The following is an 18,267-nucleotide window of genomic DNA, read 5'->3' as shown; positions in this document are numbered from 1 at the left end:
AGATTTTAACTAGTCCCATAGCAATGGCATGGGACTAGTTACCATTAAATGAATAGGAGATAATGTTGGCTCCCATCTGAAGAGCTTCCAGTCGTTTGGCTTCCGGGTCATTATGAATGCGCGGGTCTTCCCATCCGTTGCCGAGATCACATTCAAAAGAATAGAAGACCACCAGTCTGCCTTCATACAGCAAACCAAAACCCTGTGCAGGTTTGCCATCATGTTCATGGATCTTAGGAAGTCCTTTCGGGAAATTGAATTTCTGATGATAGATGGCGTGATTGAACGGAAGTTCCACGAGCTCCAGTTCGGGAAACACTTTCTTCAATTCAATGCGTATGAATTTATCCAGTCCGTAATTATCGTCAATGTGAAGAAAGCCACCAGCAACAAGATAGTTGCGCAGGTTCTGAGCTTCCTCTGTTGAGAACACCACATTGCCGTGGCCTGTCATGTACAAATATGGGTAGGAGAAGAGATCCCTGCTTCCGACTTCAACGGCATCTTCTTCTGCTGACAAATTCATACCGAACTGTTCGTTGCAGAATTTGATCAGGTTGGGAAGCGCTGTTTTATTGGCATACCAGTCGCCGCCACCGCCATATTTGAGCTTGGCGATCTTGATCTGACCGAGACAGATGTTCTGGGTTACCAGCACCACCGCCAGAATCATTAAACCATTGTAGATGTAAGGAATCCCTGTTTTCTTCATGATTAGCAGCTTTTTAAATTATTTCTTTGTACCCATTAAACCTTGAATGATGGGGGACATCTAAACTCCAAAACAAACGAAAACTGACCACAAAACTATGAAAAACTCATTCTCACTTAAGGGCCTGACATACCTCGCGATGGCGTTTGTCATGTTCTTAGCTTCTTGTAAGGATAATGATAAGATCGACTTTACAAGTAACGATGCCTCTAACGTAGAGGGCGAAACAACCGCTGATGCATTCTCCAATGATGCAACAGATGTGTCAACAGATGCGGTGAATGGTATCTCAGATACTGACTTTGGTAGCCGTAAGGTTATCTCTTTTGCAGCAAATGACCGCCTTAAATGTGCAGAAGTTACAGTAATTCCTTCTCCAAACTCTACTGTTGACATACCTTCTGGTGTGATCACAATTGTTTATCCTTCGAATGGTTCATGCACCGATGCAAGAGGTGTTGTTCGTAAAGGAACGATTACAATTACTTATAGCGGTAAGAGATTTGTTGCAGGCTCAACGCTGATCACAACATTTACAGATTATACTGTTGGCGGTATTAAAATTGAGGGAACTCACACCATTACCGCTCTTGCTCCAAGCAGTGCAGGTAACCTGAGATTCAATGTGAAGATCGCTGGTGGAAAAGTTACATTCCTTGGAGGTAAGACCATCACACGTGAGCAGGACTTCACACGCGAATGGCAACGTGCTGCTAATCCATTACAGGATAAATGGGTATTGTTGAAAGGAAGCTCTGCACTTGGAACCACCCGTAACAGCACAACCTATGTTATGGAAGTTACAGAAGACATAGTTCATTCACGCGCTTGCTGGATCTCTGACAAAGTTTTCATAGCAGTGTCTGGTGAAAAGAAGTTTGTCACTGAAAACAAACTGGTGACGATCAATTTCGGAACAGGAACATGCGATAACACAGTGACTATTTCGATCAACGGTAGGTCAAAAGAAGTGAATATCGCCGGAGACGGAAATTAATAATAGTGGAACAAGGATTTGAAAACCTGTCTGGTAAACGGACAGGTTTTTTTATGACTTTTTTGTCTTTTCGTTCTTAGAAACAGTGGTAATAATTTGCGAAGTTTGATTTCTGAATGAGAGATAGATGAAGCAGTTTCTGGACCTGGAAAGACATATTTTGGAAAATGGTACGCAGAAGACAGACCGTACGGGTACTGGCACTCTTTCTGTTTTTGGATATCAGATGCGCTTCAATCTTCAGGATGGCTTTCCAATGGTGACAACCAAAAAGCTCCACCTGAAATCAATTATTTACGAACTACTATGGTTTCTCAATGGAGATACCAATATCAAATATCTCAAGGATCATGGGGTTTCAATCTGGGATGAATGGGCAGATGAGAATGGTGAGCTGGGACCTGTTTATGGATCGCAGTGGAGAAGCTGGCCTGCACCAAATGGTGAGCATATAGATCAGATCACCAAGCTGATGGATCAATTGAAATCCAAGCCAGACTCCAGACGTCATATTGTTTCAGCGTGGAATCCGGCGGAAGTTGATAAGATGGCATTGCCTCCCTGTCATGCATTGTTTCAGTTCTATGTTGCTGATGGAAAACTATCCTGTCAATTATATCAGCGATCCTGCGATACATTTCTGGGATTGCCATTCAACATTGCAAGCTATGCATTGCTGACGCACATGATCGCACAGCAGTGTGATCTTGAAGTAGGAGATTTTGTCTGGACGGGAGGAGACACACATCTTTATAGTAATCACCTTGAGCAGGTTAACCTTCAGTTGTCACGTACACCTTTTCCATTGCCAACTTTGAGTATCAAGCGCAAGCCTGCATCAATCTTCGATTATCAGTTTGAGGATTTTGAGATCCTTAACTACCAGGCGCATCCAGGCATCAAGGCTCCGATTGCAGTCTAATCCGTAGAATTTTATACGCAGGTTGAAGTGAGCGCTTCCCAGATGCCTCTCAAGGACATCCCCATGTCTTTACTATGTCTTTCCAGTTAAAACAGGGGGGTGACCACTGGGTAGCCACTGGGTGGCCAGTGGTCGGCCACTCTTATTGGCATTTTTCTGCGAATTGATGCTGGAAACGCTGGTGCACGCTCAAAAAAGTGTGCAATTGAGCAAATTATTAGGTTTTATAACTTTCAATTTGCCCGTCCCGGTGAGTCCTGATCGCTATTCTGGCGTCCCGGAAGGCTAATATAATCTCCAAACGAGGCTATTGTAACGTTGAGCCAATTAAAAAGATGACAAGAAATCTATTGTGAGATAAGGCTGAATCAGTCATTTCGCTGGCATGCTAATTATACCATTCTGTATAAACACAGTGAATATGAACATCAAGAGAATATTTGGCTCAATTCTGACTTTACTCGGTATTGTCGGATTGATCTATGGAGCAGTCCTGTTTGTCAATATGAACAATGGCAACAAGGATATCAGAGCACTCGTGATTTATGGTATTCTTGGACTTGTGTTTCTGTTCTCGGGAATCAGTCTTGTCAGAACAGTCAAAGACGAAGCTTAGCTATAAAAACTTCAGGTAAGTCTTGCTTTTCCTGCAAAGCGTTCTACTGCTTCATCAACGATCATATCCGCTTCTGTAATTTTTGTCCGTAAGGAAATTCCTTCCAGTGTCTTGCATCTACTAAGTGCGACATAAAGCTGACCGTGAGCGAATGCTCCCTTTCCCATATCAATAATTACCTTTTCGAAAGTAAGTCCCTGACTTTTGTGAATGGTGATTGCCCAGGCAAGCCTGATTGGAAATTGAGTGTAAGTTCCCTGCACCACAGAAGTAATGGTGTTGGTAAGCTTATCCCATGTGTATTTTTTATTCTCCCAGGCAACGGGTTCTATCTTATGAATAGTACCGTCTGAAAATCTCACCACTATTTCTTCCGGGGTAACAAATTCAATTTTACCTATGCTGCCGTTGACCCATTTTCCTTTTACATCATTCTTAACCATCATAACCTGAGCACCAGCTTTTAATTTCAAAAGCGGAGGGGCAGGGTAGAGTCGTTCGTTAAAAACACCTTCTGTCTTTGCCTCGAATGCAAAGGAAGGGCTGATCAGGTTCATGAGCTTCAGTTGATTTACTGTATCTGCAATGTTGTTTACGGAAGTCAGTGTGATGGCGAAATCATTATCATGGTCAGTGTCGGGATCAAGTCTTTTGTTCAGCTCTTCGAGTTCATCCTTGCCGGCCAGACCCATCCTGATTCTGTTAAGCAGGTATATAAAGTCATCGTTCTGCTGGCGGTATATTTTAGTTAGTTCGATGATAGCAGGTCTGCAGGAACGATACGCATCCGAGCTGAAGAAGTATGGATCGGAATAATCTGCATCTTCTATGAACTGATAGTCCTGCTGGTTAATCACCGGTGAAAGCTGAAACACATCACCGATCAGAATCACTTGCTTGCCGCCGAAAGGAAGATCGTTTTCCAGATTGAGGCGAAGGGATTGATCGATGCCGTCCAGAAGATCAGCACGGACCATAGATATCTCATCAATGATCAGGGTATCGAGCTTTTTGAGAATTCGCAGTCGCGGATGTCCCTTGCTCCATTTGATGATCTCAGGATCATGTTTCATAAGAGTTCTCAGCGGGAATCCAAAGAAGGAGTGAATGGTGCTTCCGCCTACCTGCAAAGCTGCAAGACCTGTAGGAGCGAGGACAACATGTTTCTTTACGGTATTCTTTCTGAAGTAATTCAGTAGTGTCGATTTGCCGGTGCCCGCACGACCGGTGAGGAAAAGTGAATCACTTGTAAACTCCATTTGACGGTATGCAAAGGAGAGATCATCATCAAATTGAAATCCGGGAGGAATAATGATGGCATCTTTTTCTGCTTCTCCCTGTGACGATTTGATCATGTTTCAAACTATCTATAATAAACAGATAATGAAAGAATGAAGGAATTAAAAAATGAAAGAGTTGACAATGTGAGTTATCTTCGCAGAAATGTCATTGTTTATCACATCGCTGAATTCGGGAAGTAACGGCAATTGCTATTATGTTGGCAATGAGAAAGAAGCGGTGCTCATTGATGCGGGTATATCGTGCAGAGAGACAGAGAGAAGACTGCTTCGTCTGGAACTATCCATTAAGAAGATAAAAGGGATTTTTATCACCCATGAACACTCGGATCATATCTATGGAGTTTCACGATTGTCACGCAGGCATGAGATTCCGGTATACATCACGCCCACTACCATGGCGCGTGGAAGGATCCACTTAAAGGATCATCTGATGAAGGCTTTTCGTCCTTATCAAACCATTTCGATTGGTGACCTGGTGATCACGGGTTTTCCAAAACTTCACGATGCTGTTGATCCGCACAGTTTTATGGTAAGCTGCAGGGGAATCAACGTGGGAGTGTTTACGGATATTGGAAGATCGTGCAAGCATGTGGCAAAGCATTTTGAGCAGTGTCATGCCGCCTTTCTGGAATCCAATTACGACGTAGAGATGCTGGATAAGGGGTCGTATCCTATTGCTTTGAAGAACAGGATTCGTGATGGCCGTGGACACTTATCCAATATGGAAGCGTTGCATTTGTTTGTCAACCACCGTCCTGCCTTCATGACTCACTTATTGCTTTCGCATCTTTCTGAGAATAACAATAAGCCACAGATCGTTGAAGAACTTTTCAACAGAATGGCGGGGAGAACGGAGATTATCATTGCTTCCCGCGATAACGAAACTCCGGTATACTCAATCACCAGTGAGGATCTTCAGCGAATTCGCTTAACGCCCAAGCCGGTTGCGGCTCCTTCACAGATGCAGCTGCCGTTATTCCAATAATCAGGAAAACCATTAAAATAACAATCAGGTTAAAAAGTAGCGCAATCCGACGTTCATTCGTCAAGAAGTTCTATTTTTGCGGAGATTTTAAGGAATTGTGTAATACCTACATCCTTTTAGGGTGATTTTCCGTATTCAAGCCGTATGCCTGAGAAAAGCAGTGTTTTTGATATGATTGGTCCTGTCATGATTGGCCCATCCAGCTCTCACACGGCAGGCGTCGTCCGCATTGGACTGGCGGCATACAAAGTACTGGGTGACACACCCGACGAAGCAGAAATCACCTTTTATAATTCCTTTGCCAGAACCTATGAAGGTCACGGCAGCGACCGGGCCATCCTGGGTGGTCTCATGGGATTCAAAACTGACGATAAGAGATTAAAAGATTCGGTTGCTCTTGCTCCTGAGCAGGGTCTTACCTTTCATTTTAAGTCCGTTGGAAATGCATCAACGCTTCATCCCAATTCCGTAAGGGTAAAAATCCGCAAAGGAGAGAAGACCGTTGAGATCCTGGGCGAAAGTCTGGGTGGCGGCGTTATCAATATTGCCGAAGTGAATGGATTTAAGGCAGATTTTTCAGCCAATTTACATACCGTGATTATCACAGCAGAAGATGTAAAGGGAAGTGTGGCATTCATCGCCAACGTGCTGGCACATGATGATTGCAATATTGCTACCATGTCGGTTTCCCGACGCGGTAAATTTGATCTGGCTTGTCTCGTACTGGAAATGGATTCTGGCATCAAGGCTGTAACATTAGAGTACCTGAAGAGTCTTAGCTGGGTAAAGGAGATTATATATATACCACAAATCTGAAGTTTGTTATGAGAAGAGTTTTACTATTGATCGTTGTTCTTTTGAGTGCATGGACGTTGACCTTTGGTCAGGGTGCGAAAAAGACAATGAAGGAATGTGTGGATATCGCACTGGAGAATAACCTGAGAATTAAAAGAAGCGTCTATAACGTTGAAACATTCCGCGCCAATCTGATGCAGGCGAAAGGAGCATTTCTTCCTTCGATCAATGCCAACGGATCGTACGGAGAAAACTACGGTCGTTCTTTGAACCCTGTAACCAACAGTTTCATTACCCGTGATGCGAGCAGCATTAACGTTCAGCTTAACAGCAGCATTACAGTTTTTAACGGACTTCGTATCCAGAATACATTCCGCCAGAACAAACGTGATGTTGAATCTGCTGATCAGGATCTTCTCAAAGCAAAGAATGATGTAATTCTGAATGTGGTGACTTTGTATACCAATGTGATCTTCAATCAGGAGCTTTTTGAGAATGCCAAATATCAGTTGAATTCAAGTCAGCAATTGCTGGACCGTATTACAAAGCAAGTAAATGCAGGTTCACTGGCGATGACCAATCAGCTTAATCAGGAGGCACAGGTTGCTACGAATGAATTGAATGCGATCAATCAGGAAAATGCCCTTAACCTTTCTATTCTACAATTGAAACAGGCGATGCAGCTTCCTGCATCAGAGCCTTTGGAAGTTGTGGTTCCTGATCTTCCGTTAGAAGATCTTGTGCTCGAGCAGAATGCTGAGGCAGTTTATCAGATAGCCCTTAACAACATGCCTGAAATCAAGAGTGCCATGCTCAAAATGGAAAGTGCTGAGATGGCATTGAAAGCTAACCGCGGAAGTTACATGCCGAGATTAACTTTTAACGCAGCGGCAACTTCGAATTATTCCAGCCTCGTTAATAAAGACAGATCAATAGACAACGGAGTTTTTACATCAGCGCCTTTCGCATACTTTGGACCAGCGCCGGATTTGAATAATCCTCCTGGGAATAATGTGTATCTGATCTCTCAGGGAAAGACAACCATTCCTGAAAAGTATACAACAGGAGATCAGTTGTCGGACAACTTGTTTAAGAATTTAAGTGTACAGCTTACCATTCCTATTTTGAATGGATTTGCGACAAGAGCTGCCGTTCAGCGGTCTATCATCAATCGCGAGATTGCCAACATCACTATTAAGGAAACACAGAATACATTACGTCAAAGCATTGAGACTGCTTATAATGATGCCAATGCGGCGTCACGTTCTTATGGATCCTCGTTGAAGGCAGTAAATGCTCAACAGGAAGCTTATAGAATGAATCAGCAGCGCTTTGAAGTAGGAGCATTGAATATCATCGAATATCAGATATCCGGTAATGATCTGTTTCGTGCCAAGTCAGATCTGACGCGCGCGAAGTACAATTTTATTTTTAAGAAAAAGATCCTTGACTTCTATCAGGGAAAACCAATTGATTACTAACCCTAACTATTAATTTTCTTTACGAATGGCAAAGCAACAAACAAAGAATTCAGGCCGATTGATGTATTATCTGATAGGGGGATTAGTCTTCCTGATCGCCTTACTCTTTATCGGTAAAAACCAGGGATGGATTGGTAAATCTAAAGAGCTTGAAGTCGAACTGGCAAAAGCGAAAAAAGTTAACATTGTTGAAAAGGTAAGTGCTTCAGGAACGGTTCAGCCTGTGATTGAAGTTAAGCTTGCGCCTGAAGTATCCGGTGAAATTATAGAGCTTAATGTTGAGGATGGTGATTCAGTGTATCTGGGTAAGTCCCTTATCAAGATCCGTCCTGACACCTGGTTGAGCCAGTTGGAAAGATCAGAAGCTTCTCTGAGCCAGCAACGCGCCAACCTTGAATCTTCTAAAGCGAATCTTAGTCGTGCGGAAGCACAGTTTACAAGAGCAGATCTTGATTACAAACGCCAGGAGAAATTGTGGAATCAGAAAGTGATCTCTGAATCTGACTGGCAATTGGCAAAACAGAATTATGAAGTATCAAAAAATGATTTTTCAGCATCCAAACAATCTGTAGAAGCAGCAAAGTTCATTGTGAACAGCACAGAAGCTTCTGTTCGTGAGTCCCGTGAGAATGTTCGCAAGACAGCGGTAGTGGCTCCTCTTACAGGAATTGTTTCAAAGCTGAGTGTTAAGAAAGGTGAGCGCGTGGTAGGAACTGCTACTATGAGTGGAACTGAAATGATGCGTATCGCAGATCTTAATAAAATGGAAGTGCGTGTGAATGTAAATGAAAATGATATCGTTCGGGTTCATTTGAATGATTCAGTTTTGATTGATGTGGATGCATATCAGAATATAGGAAAGCAATTCAAGGGAATTGTTACCAATATTGCGAACACTGCAAAAGACAAACTTTCAGCTGATGCGATTACGGAGTTTGAAGTGAGAATTCAAATTTTGAGATTCTCTTATGAAGATCTTATTAAGAAAGGAAATCGTTATCCTTTCCGTCCTGGAATGACTGCAAGCGTTGAAGTTCTTACCAATCGCAAGAGCGGTATTCTCTCTGTGCCATTGGCTTCTGTAACCACCCGTAACCCGGATGGTAAGGAAGAAGTAAATAACAACAATAATGGCGGCGGTGGCGGCCCTGGTGGTGGTAACAATAGCAACCGTGCTGTTGTGGATGCCAGCAAGAAAGTCGAAGTCAAGAAGGACAAGATTGTTGTCTTTGTAAATGAGAAAGGCAAGGCTAAGATGATCGAAGTGAAAACGGGTATCAGTGATTACGATAACATCGAAATCCTGTCTGGTCTGGAAGAGGGTCAGGAGGTAGTGATAGGTCCATTCCTGGCAGTGTCAAAGCGCCTGAAGGATGGAGAGGCCATCAAGCAGGCCGAGAAGAAAAAGGAAGAGAAGAAAGATGATTCAAAATAAAAGAGACCCCGCACCAGCGGGGTTCTTTATTATTACCTTTATCGTATGATAAAACATCCCTGGCATGAAGCGCCCATTGGTCGTAAGGTGCCTGAATTTGTAAATGGAATTATAGAGATATCTACTGGCATGCGTGCCAAGTATGAGGTAGACAAGGAAACAGGCTTATTGAAGCTTGATCGTGTTCTCTATTCATCCGTGTATTATCCTGCCAATTATGGATTTATACCACAGACACTGGGTGAGGACATGGATCCATTGGACATCATGATCCTTTCACTGGTTCCTATTCAACCTTTATGCCTTGTTCCCGCGCGCGTCATTGGTGTTATGCTGATGGTGGATCAGGGATTGGCAGATGAGAAGATCATTGCTGTGGCTGAACAGGATCAAAGTGTTGGGCATTTGAACGATGTCAGCGAGATGCCTCCGCATTTCACAAAAGAACTGAAAGAGTTTTTCGAGAGTTATAAGAAGCTCGAGAATAAAGTAGTAACAGTTCCGGATTTTCAGGGTAAAGAGACGGCGATGAAGATCATTGAGAAGTCAATTGTCTACTACGATCAAAAAATAAAGGGAAAAACCGCCTGACCGCCTGTCGGCATGAAGCAACCTGAGTCAGTACTGATCATTCAAACAGCATTCATTGGCGATGTGATTCTTGCCACTGCGCTTCTGGAATCCTTACATCATAAATTTCCTGAAGCCAAAATTGATTTCGTTGTTCGAAAAGGCAATGAAGCATTGCTTCAGGGGCATCCGTTTATCCGAGAACTTTTTGTATTTGATAAAAAGAACAAGTTCCGGAACCTCATCGGACTCATTGGGAAGATCCGTAAAAAGAAGTACGACTATGTGATCAATGTCCAGCGTTTTGCTACGACAGGTATCATGACGGTTCTTTCAGGTGCAAAGGTGACAGTGGGATTTGATAAAAATCCTTTGTCGTTCTTGTTTTCAAAAAAGATCACCCATCAGCAGGAAGGCCTTCATGAAGTTGAACGTAACAACAGACTCATTGAATTCCTTACCGGCTCTAAAGAGAAAAGCAAACCAAGATTATATCCTACTCCTGATCAATTTGAGAAGGTGAAGGAATTTACTAAGGATCGGTATATAACGGTTTCTCCTGCATCGGTCTGGTTTACAAAGCAGTTCCCGGTTGAGAAGTGGATTGAGTTTGTTTCTGAAGTTCCGGATCATTTCAGAATATTTATCCTGGGTGCGCCATCTGATAAGGAATTAGGAGAGGAGATCATCAGGTCCGTTCCTTCAAGAGATATTGTTAACCTTGCTGGCAAATTATCTTTATTGGAGTCAGCTGCTCTGATGAAAAACTCGGAGATGAATTACGTCAATGATTCTGCTCCAATGCATTTATCATCTGCTTTGAATGCACCAGTATCTGCAGTTTATTGTTCTACGGTAACGGATTTTGGATTTGGTCCTTTGTCGGATAAATCATTTGTCATCGAAATTATAGAGGATCTTGATTGCCGGCCATGCGGGCTTCATGGTCACAGGGAGTGTCCGATGGGGCATTTTAAATGTGCATTGAATATTCAGAAGGAGCAATTGCTCGCCACCATCATAAGACAGGAGCCGTCTATTTAATTTCTATTCTCAGAATTTTAATAGATGGGAGTACACCTTATGCATCGGCATACCCATCACTGTAAAATACGAACCGTTTATTTTTTCTATTCCTACCATCCCCAGCCAATCCTGTGCCCCATAAGCTCCTGCTTTATCAAAAGGTTTATAGTGATCAACATAATATTCAATCTCTTCTTTGGTGAGTTTTACGAAAGTCACTTTCGTGCGATCATCGAAGAGATCCATTTTTTCCTTTGAAAGCAGACAGACCGCTGTGATTACCAGATGTGTTTTTCCGGATAGGGATGACAGCATACTGATCGCTTCAGCTCGGTCGGCAGGCTTGTTCATGATCTTATCTTTAAGAATCACGACCGTATCAGAGGCCACAACAATCTCATCGGTAAGTTTTTCCTGAAATGTTTTGGCTTTCTTGGCTGCCAGGAACATTGGCACTTCTTCCAAAGCCATAGTATCAGGGAAGTCTTCGTCACCTTCAGGTTTTTCTATTGTGAATTCAAAGCCAGCTTCTTTCATCAGAAATTGTCTCCGTGGAGAAGTGGAAGCGAGTATCAGAGGTCGTTTGAATTCCATTTCTAAAAAGGAGAGTAGGGTGGGGTTTTGAATTCGTCTTCCTGGATCGATCCAAAAAGAAAACCGCAAATCACTTTTGGATAAAAATAGGTTGACTTCTGCGGCATTGTATGTCCGCTTTGACAAACACGTTTTACATCTTCAATAGATACTTCCTGCGTGATAATTGCCATCTGTGCCTCTTTCCGGTTCACACGGGCAAGGCAATCCGAAAAACTTCTGTCAAAGTCGAGATAGTTTGATTCGCGTTGTTCTTTTCCCGTAATGCCCAATGCTTTTTCTATTATAAAATAGTGCATCACCGTCAGATCAAGTTTTTTGATAAGGTCAGGGAACGGCCAGTGAAAATCAAAGAAAGCTTCTGGCTGCAATCTTATTTTGTAAGCATTCTCTCCAAACAATAATCCGAATGTCCAGGGCTTGCCATGAATAATTTCATATACCGATTCGGGATCTTCTACCGGCTTGATGGAAAAGTATAGTGCCAGCTTTCTCAATACTTTCTCTTCCGTGAAATCAGGGAGATTCTTGATCACACGATGTGTTGGTAAGATGCGAAGGTCATCTGTCTCGGTATTGGATAAAAACATCATGTGAAAATTATATCCTTCATCTCCTGTAGCCTCTGCTGCTTCCCTGAGTTTTTTATGCTTGAGAATCAGGGAGCTTTCATAGCGATGGTGTCCGTCAGCAAGAATGATCGTCTTGTGCTTAAGATTGTTTATGATCTTATTAATCACTGCAGCATCCTGAATGATGGCAAGCACATCCCGAACACCCTGATAATCTTCAGTTTCATAAATTGGATTCAGGATAGCCTGATCCATATATCCTTCTATTTCATATGTTGGATCGGTGTAGAGTCCGTGAGTAGGACTTGCATGCAGCATCGTTTTTTCCAACAACTCTTCGCGATCGTTTACCGCTTTAGGAATTGTATTCTCATGGCGAAGAATGACTTTCTGATCCCAATCGTCTGCGCGGATATTACAGATGATGCCCTTGCGGCAAAACTCTTTTGCGGAGCCAGCAAATTTGAAGTATTGGAAGTAGACATAAATTCCGGGAAGATGATCCTGTATAATGATCCCTTCGTCCTTCCACTTTTGTAAAGTTTTTGCTGCGCGGTCGGCCGGATCAGGTTCAAGCGGGACCGATAAGTGGATGCTGTTAAATGGATTTTTATAAAGTGCCTGTCGCTGTTTCTCAGAAACGACATCAAAAGGGGGTGAGGTCAACTCATCGATTGATGCTCCAAGCTTGTTATTATATCTCCATGCACGGAGGGGCTTTATTTCGGCCATTGCGGAAATTAAGAATGAATAAAACTGAATTACTTGCGATTGGTCACCCATTGACCTGGTCGTGTTGACGAAACAGTGCCGTCGTTTGTGATTTTTTGCCCTGAATCTTCCATGATCTTTGAAGCCAGTGCCGCAGCAAGCATGATGGCATCAGGATCGGAGTCTACGCGATTCAGAACTTCCGGCTTGAAGTATTGTTCAACGAACTTTGTATCAAAGTTACCGGAACGGAATGCTTCATGATTCATTACAAACCTACAGAAGCCCAATGTTGTTTCTACGCCTGTGATCTGATATTCATCAATCGCACGGATCGTCTTATGAATCGCTTCCATGCGAGTATCCGCGTGGCAGATCATCTTTGCAATCATTGGATCATAGTAGAACGGAATGGTCATGCCTTCCTCAAAACCATCGTCAACACGGATGCCATGTCCTTGTGGACGGCGGTAAGTTTTCAATGTGCCAATGTCAGGCAAAAAGTTGTTGGCGGGATCCTCTGCGTATACGCGGACTTCAACAGCGTGGCCATTGATCTTTAAGTCTTCCTGTTTGAATGGGATTTTCTCACCCTCCGCAATTTTGATCTGAAGTTTTACAAGGTCAATGCCGGTGATCTGCTCCGTTACAGGATGTTCAACCTGGAGACGGGTATTCATTTCAAGAAAATAGAAATTCAGTTTCTCATCGAGAATGAATTCAACTGTTCCTGCATTGAAGTATCCGCAGGAGCGGGCAACATTCACAGCCGCTTCACCCATTTTCGCGCGAAGCTCAGGAGTCAATACAGAAGATGGCGCTTCTTCCACTACCTTCTGATGTCTCCGCTGAATTGAACATTCCCGTTCAAACAGATGGACAACATTTCCGTGCTGATCGCCGAAGATCTGAAATTCAATGTGACGTGGTTTGGTAACATATTTTTCAATGAAGACAGAGCCATCTCCAAAGGAAGAGATCGCTTCGCTGACAGCGCGTTCCATTTGTTCAGAAAACTCTTCTTCGTTTTCTACAATCCGCATTCCTTTTCCACCACCACCTGCGCTGGCCTTGATAAGAATTGGATAACCTATTTCTTTCGAGAGCTTCTTTGCTTTGACAATATCTGTGATGGGTTCGGCGGTTCCGGGAACGAGCGGTACTTTAAAATTGGCAGCAGCATTTTTTGCAGCAAGCTTGCTCCCCATAATTTCAATGGCCTTTGGCGGTGGGCCAACGAAAATAATTCCGGCATTGATCACCTCCTGACAGAAATCTTCATTCTCAGAAAGAAATCCATAACCTGGGTGGATCGCATCAGCTCCTGTCTGCTTTGCAGCTGCGATAATCTTTTCCATTCTCAGGTATGATTCGGAAGAGGCGGGAGGTCCGATACAAACTGCTTCATCTGCAAATCGCACGTGCAGAGCATTGCGATCAGCTTCACTATAAACTGCTACGGTTTTAATGCCAAGTTCTCTGGCACTTCGCATTACACGAAGAGCAATTTCTCCGCGATTGGCAACGAGCAGCTTGGTGATTTTACGAGGTGTGATCATCGGACAATTTTAATGTATTTCCGGGAGATTTAATGCATCGTCTGAGATGAGTGGGGCTTTCTGTACAGAGTTATGGAGAGTAATTTTAACTGTAAAAATCGGAGACTATGATTTATCGGGATACCGCACGAATCGATTCTGCGAGGTGCTTCCTCCATGAACGGAACTTAAGGTCCTTGTAAATCGTGCCAATGAAAACCTTAACACCGTAAGAATAGTACATTCCATCAAAGTCTGCATTGATATCATAGGTTTGGAGTGACTTTCGATAACCAATAGAGCCACCCAGACCAACCCACCGAATGGGAATCAATACTAATTCTACACCCGCACCAGAAGGGATGAATAAACCATCTTTGTGGACCAGCACTCTTGTCTCGGCTTCATTCTTAATGGTATAATCAATCATTCCGAAACCAATAGCAAGCTCGGCACCGGCCTGAATCCATTTCTTGTTGAGAAAGATGTAGCGGAAGTTGGGCATCGCAAAGTACATATCAAGCTCGCGATTGGTAATCACATCATCTCCTGATACTGAGGTTTTCTTGGAGGACTTAAAAGTCTGATAGGGCGCAATCACCCGATATAGTCCAAGACCGTATCTGAATTTCCCATTGACGAGGATTGCAGGGTTAAGTCCCTCAATAGAGATCGCCTGATTTCTGATGAATGAATTTCTATTGTCAAATTGAAAGTCGAATGAGACTCTCTTCTTGCTGTATAATCTTAAGGAATCAAGGTGGAACTGATCCTTCAGAATACGAATAAGACTATCCTGATTTTGTGCCTTACCTGAATACCAGGATATCAGGAGGATAAGAAGACACAGTTTTTTCACGAAGCAGGATTAGGGGATGAAGGTAATCTCAAAATTCTGTGATTAGACTAAAGTAAAGTGCCTGGGTTTATTCATCGAGTGAGGAGTGCCTGGGTTTTTAGGATGAGGGTATTTTTTTCTATTTTTGCCCCAAATTGAAACAAAAACTGCGAAAATGGTTGATTTATTCGATAAGCTAAAGATGGAAGCAGGGCCATTGGCCAAATATTCACACCTGCCAGATGACTATTTTTTCTTTCCAAAACTAGAGGGCGATATCGGCCCCAGGATGAATTTTCAGGGACGGCCAGTCCTGAACTGGAGTTTGAACAACTATTTAGGTCTTGCCAATCATCCTGAAGTTCGCAAGGCTGACGCAGATGCTGCCACAAGATATGGTCTTGCCAGCCCGATGGGTGCACGCATGATGTCAGGTAATTCTGACCTTCACATGGAATTTGAAAAGCAGTTGGCAACGTTCGTTCAGAAAGAAGACGCAATGCTTTTGAACTTCGGCTACCAGGGAGTTGTGTCGATCATTGACGCGCTGGTAGATCGTAAGGATATTATTGTTTACGATTCAGAGTCTCACGCTTGTATTATTGATGGAGTTCGTCTCCACATGGGAAAACGTTTTGTATTCCCTCACAATAACATGGAGAACTTTGAGAAGCAGCTTCAGAGGGCTACCAAACTGGCGGAAGAAACTGGCGGTGGTATTCTTGTTATCACTGAGGGTGTATTTGGTATGTCGGGTGACATGGGTAACCTGAAAGACATTGTAGCCTTCAAGAAGAAGTATAATTTCAGATTGTTTGTAGACGATGCTCACGGTTTTGGAACCATGGGCAAGACAGGTGCAGGCGTGGGTGAGGAGCAAGGTGTTCAGGATGACATTGATCTTTATTTCTCAACCTTCGCGAAGTCAATGGCGAGCATTGGAGCCTTCGTAGCGGGTCATAAGCATATTATTAAGTTCTTACGTTACAGTACCCGTTCCCAGATTTTCGCAAAATCCCTGCCTTTGCCACTGGTTGTGGGGGGCATGAAGAGATTGGAGCTTTTGAGGACAAAACCCGAAATGAAGGCCAATCTTTGGAAGATTGTGAACGCTTTGCAGGCCGGTTTGAAGGAAAGAGGCTTCTATATGGGGGCTACCCAATCCCCGGTTACACCGGTCCTTTTTAAGGGGGGTGTCGGAGAGGCAGCCAATATGGCTATGGACCTCAGGGAGAACTTCCATATTTTCTGCTCTGTGATCATCTATCCTGTTGTGCCTAAGGGAGTTATCATATTCAGAATCATCCCTACCGCTGCCCATACCATGGCAGACGTGGAGGAGACTTTAACGGCCTTTTCCAAGCTAAAACACAAGCTGGATGAGGGCTTTTACCGCAAGGAAGAATTGGTCTCAGTAACGAAGAATATGTAAAAAATAGGGTTTTCTACTTGTTTTTAAGCCATTTTACATACCTTTGAGTTATAAATCCTTTGTTTCAACCAAACACTAAATAGCAATGAAAAAATTTGAAGAATTAAAAACCCTTATTGCCGCAATCGAAATGGATGCTGACAAGTTCTATAACAAGGGCAACAGCGCCGCAGGTACTCGCGTACGCAAAGGAATGCAGGACCTTAAGAACCTTGCACAATCTATCCGTTCTGAAGTGCAAGAACTGAAAAACAAAGAAACAAAGTAGTATTTACTTAAGGCATAAAGCCTAACAATAGGGGACAGCGATTATCGTTGTCCCTTTTTTGTTGCTGTATAAGCAGATCTGATTTTTGAAGAAAGCTTCTCACTGGCTTTCAATAGCGGTAAACGCACAAATGGTCTACAGATTCCCATTTCTGTCATCAATTGTTTCACACCCACAGGATTTCCTTCTTCATACATAAGTGGATTAATGTCCACCAGTTTGAATAGTTCTTTCTGTGCTTTTGAATAATCATTTTTAGAAGCGAACTCTTTCAATCGTTTGAACTCAACGGGAAGGGCATTTGCCAGAACGCTGATCACTCCTTCAGCACCGAATGCATACATCGGAAGCGTAAGCATATCGTCACCTGAAATCAACAGGAATGCTTCTGGCTTGTCTTTGGCAATCTTCATGCATTGTTCCAGATTACCTGATGCCTCCTTGACTCCGATAATATTCTTGTGTCTGGCCAGCCTGAGGGTGGTCTCTGCTGAAATGTTGGAAGCGGTTCTGCCTGGAACATTATAAAGGATGATCGGCAGAGTGCTCGCGTCTGCTACAGCAGTAAAATGCTGAAATATGCCTTCCTGAGTAGGTTTGTTATAAAAAGGACTAACAGAAAGGATGGCTGTTACCTGGCTCAGATCTGTCTCATGGATATCGTCAATTACCGCCGCCGTGTTGTTTCCACCAATTCCATAAACGATTGGCAGCTTTTTAACATTATTCTTAATGACAAACGACAAGACCTGTTTTTTCTCTTCTTTGGATATGGTGGCAGCTTCACCAGTGCTTCCCATCACAACATAATAATCTACACCCTTCGCAGTGTGAGCCAATACATTCTTCAATGCAGGAAAATCAATGCTGCCGTCTTTATCAAATGGGGTAACCAGGGCAACGCCTGTGCCGTGTAATTTTTTCATTTCCTATCGAAGTTGTTTGGTGTATTTGTACATGTTCTCAATGAGTCCTCTGGTGGTGCCATTACTTTCAATCATGAATTCAAAGTAATCAAGATTTTCATTGTCGTGCTTGCCAACGCGGCATTGTGCCTTGCTTTCCGCAAGCATATTCAAGATTAAAGGATTGTGTTCGTTATCAATATAAAAAAGATAGTCAAAGGGTGTCTGACTGAAGCCTGTCACTTTGGGATTATTGATCTTACCCCAGAAGTTTAGATCCTCAATGGTGAAGAAATCAAACAGGAATTCATAATTGTCTTTCTTCTTGGGAAGAAATTCCATCACTTTCACCTGCTTGCCATCCTGTTCGAGGTGTTTGATAAACTCCTTGATATCATCATGCTTCTGTTTGTCTTCAACACTGAAAACAATACCGATAGCATTTGATTTTTTATATGCTGTGCTGGTACGAAGGCTTTTGTTCTTACGCAAAGCCGATTGTGTACGCCATTTTAGAAAAGTCTGTTTCAATACCTGGGGTGTTAAGCGACGGCTAAATTATCGGAAAT

General features: G+C 43.0%; 19 protein-coding genes. 11 read left to right on the top strand and 8 right to left on the bottom strand.

Translation table 11 applies throughout. The features are described 5' to 3' along the window. Nucleotides 1–34: 34 nt before the first annotated feature. Complete coding sequence (locus HOP08_01865; GenBank protein NOT73645.1) at nucleotides 35–673, bottom strand: DUF4159 domain-containing protein; 639 nt, start codon at nucleotides 671–673, stop codon at nucleotides 35–37. A 136-nt stretch (nucleotides 674–809) separates the two neighbouring features. Between HOP08_01865 and HOP08_01860 the strand changes: the two genes are divergently transcribed. The 3 genes from HOP08_01860 to HOP08_01850 all read left to right on the top strand — a co-directional run bounded on the left by HOP08_01860 (nucleotide 810) and on the right by HOP08_01850 (nucleotide 3,247). Next, nucleotides 810–1,709, top strand: coding sequence for a hypothetical protein (locus HOP08_01860; GenBank protein ID NOT73644.1), 900 nt, complete (start codon nucleotides 810–812; stop codon nucleotides 1,707–1,709). Between the two features lie 127 nt (nucleotides 1,710–1,836). Next, entirely contained in the window at nucleotides 1,837–2,631 is a 795-nt protein-coding gene (gene thyA, locus HOP08_01855; protein NOT73643.1) for a thymidylate synthase, read from the top strand. A gap of 421 nt (nucleotides 2,632–3,052) precedes the next feature. Then, nucleotides 3,053–3,247 (top strand): hypothetical protein, encoded by a 195-nt coding sequence (locus HOP08_01850; protein NOT73642.1) that lies wholly within the window; start codon nucleotides 3,053–3,055, stop codon nucleotides 3,245–3,247. A gap of 11 nt (nucleotides 3,248–3,258) precedes the next feature. Here the strand turns inward: HOP08_01850 and HOP08_01845 are convergent, their stop codons facing one another. Then, nucleotides 3,259–4,506: an AAA family ATPase gene (locus HOP08_01845; GenBank protein NOT73641.1), complete on the bottom strand. Its 1,248-nt coding sequence runs from the start codon at nucleotides 4,504–4,506 to the stop codon at nucleotides 3,259–3,261. 184 nt (nucleotides 4,507–4,690) lie between these two features. Between HOP08_01845 and HOP08_01840 the strand changes: the two genes are divergently transcribed. The 6 genes from HOP08_01840 (at nucleotide 4,691) to HOP08_01815 (ending at nucleotide 10,858) form a co-directional block, all read left to right on the top strand. Further along, nucleotides 4,691–5,533 carry an MBL fold metallo-hydrolase gene (locus HOP08_01840; GenBank protein ID NOT73640.1) on the top strand — a complete coding sequence of 281 codons (843 nt, stop codon included), beginning with the start codon at nucleotides 4,691–4,693 and terminating at the stop codon, nucleotides 5,531–5,533. 144 nt (nucleotides 5,534–5,677) lie between these two features. Then, nucleotides 5,678–6,349, top strand: a complete 672-nt coding sequence (gene sdaAB, locus HOP08_01835; GenBank protein ID NOT73639.1) for an L-serine ammonia-lyase, iron-sulfur-dependent, subunit beta — start codon at nucleotides 5,678–5,680, stop codon at nucleotides 6,347–6,349. 8 nt (nucleotides 6,350–6,357) lie between these two features. Continuing rightward, on the top strand, nucleotides 6,358–7,809 hold the full coding sequence (locus HOP08_01830) for a TolC family protein (protein ID NOT73638.1): 1,452 nt from the start codon (nucleotides 6,358–6,360) through the stop codon (nucleotides 7,807–7,809). A gap of 25 nt (nucleotides 7,810–7,834) precedes the next feature. Continuing rightward, nucleotides 7,835–9,244, top strand: coding sequence for an efflux RND transporter periplasmic adaptor subunit (locus HOP08_01825; protein NOT73637.1), 1,410 nt, complete (start codon nucleotides 7,835–7,837; stop codon nucleotides 9,242–9,244). A gap of 48 nt (nucleotides 9,245–9,292) precedes the next feature. Continuing rightward, nucleotides 9,293–9,835 (top strand): inorganic diphosphatase, encoded by a 543-nt coding sequence (locus tag HOP08_01820; protein NOT73636.1) that lies wholly within the window; start codon nucleotides 9,293–9,295, stop codon nucleotides 9,833–9,835. A 12-nt stretch (nucleotides 9,836–9,847) separates the two neighbouring features. Further along, nucleotides 9,848–10,858, top strand: coding sequence for a glycosyltransferase family 9 protein (locus HOP08_01815; protein ID NOT73635.1), 1,011 nt, complete (start codon nucleotides 9,848–9,850; stop codon nucleotides 10,856–10,858). Between the two features lie 9 nt (nucleotides 10,859–10,867). Here the strand turns inward: HOP08_01815 and maf are convergent, their stop codons facing one another. The 4 genes from maf to HOP08_01795 all read right to left on the bottom strand — a co-directional run bounded on the left by maf (nucleotide 10,868) and on the right by HOP08_01795 (nucleotide 15,114). Next, entirely contained in the window at nucleotides 10,868–11,434 is a 567-nt protein-coding gene (maf, locus tag HOP08_01810) for a septum formation protein Maf (GenBank protein NOT73634.1), read from the bottom strand. Nucleotides 11,435–11,436: 2 nt separating this feature from the next. After that, nucleotides 11,437–12,738, bottom strand: coding sequence for a DUF1015 domain-containing protein (locus tag HOP08_01805; protein NOT73633.1), 1,302 nt, complete (start codon nucleotides 12,736–12,738; stop codon nucleotides 11,437–11,439). 29 nt (nucleotides 12,739–12,767) lie between these two features. Next, nucleotides 12,768–14,276: an acetyl-CoA carboxylase biotin carboxylase subunit gene (gene accC, locus HOP08_01800; GenBank protein ID NOT73632.1), complete on the bottom strand. Its 1,509-nt coding sequence runs from the start codon at nucleotides 14,274–14,276 to the stop codon at nucleotides 12,768–12,770. A 112-nt stretch (nucleotides 14,277–14,388) separates the two neighbouring features. Further along, entirely contained in the window at nucleotides 14,389–15,114 is a 726-nt protein-coding gene (locus HOP08_01795; protein ID NOT73631.1) for a hypothetical protein, read from the bottom strand. Between the two features lie 154 nt (nucleotides 15,115–15,268). Here HOP08_01795 and HOP08_01790 point away from each other — a divergent pair, with 154 nt between their 5' ends. Both HOP08_01790 and HOP08_01785 read left to right on the top strand, forming a co-directional pair. Continuing rightward, entirely contained in the window at nucleotides 15,269–16,525 is a 1,257-nt protein-coding gene (locus HOP08_01790) for a pyridoxal phosphate-dependent aminotransferase family protein (protein NOT73630.1), read from the top strand. Between the two features lie 85 nt (nucleotides 16,526–16,610). Continuing rightward, nucleotides 16,611–16,793, top strand: coding sequence for a histone H1 (locus tag HOP08_01785; protein ID NOT73629.1), 183 nt, complete (start codon nucleotides 16,611–16,613; stop codon nucleotides 16,791–16,793). A gap of 41 nt (nucleotides 16,794–16,834) precedes the next feature. On the opposite strand, the gene HOP08_01780 is transcribed toward HOP08_01785, so the two are convergent. After that, a complete protein-coding gene (locus HOP08_01780; protein NOT73628.1) occupies nucleotides 16,835–17,719 on the bottom strand; it encodes a 4-hydroxy-tetrahydrodipicolinate synthase in 885 nt (294 codons plus the stop codon). Nucleotides 17,720–17,722: 3 nt separating this feature from the next. Then, on the bottom strand, nucleotides 17,723–18,229 hold the full coding sequence (locus HOP08_01775; GenBank protein ID NOT73627.1) for a hypothetical protein: 507 nt from the start codon (nucleotides 18,227–18,229) through the stop codon (nucleotides 17,723–17,725). Nucleotides 18,230–18,267: the final 38 nt, after the last annotated feature.

The sequence above is a fragment of the Cyclobacteriaceae bacterium genome, from assembly GCA_013141055.1.
Lineage (GTDB): Bacteria > Bacteroidota > Bacteroidia > Cytophagales > Cyclobacteriaceae > ELB16-189.
Note: the sequence above shows the minus strand (reverse complement) of the source record. Positions and strands in the feature narration are given on the sequence as shown.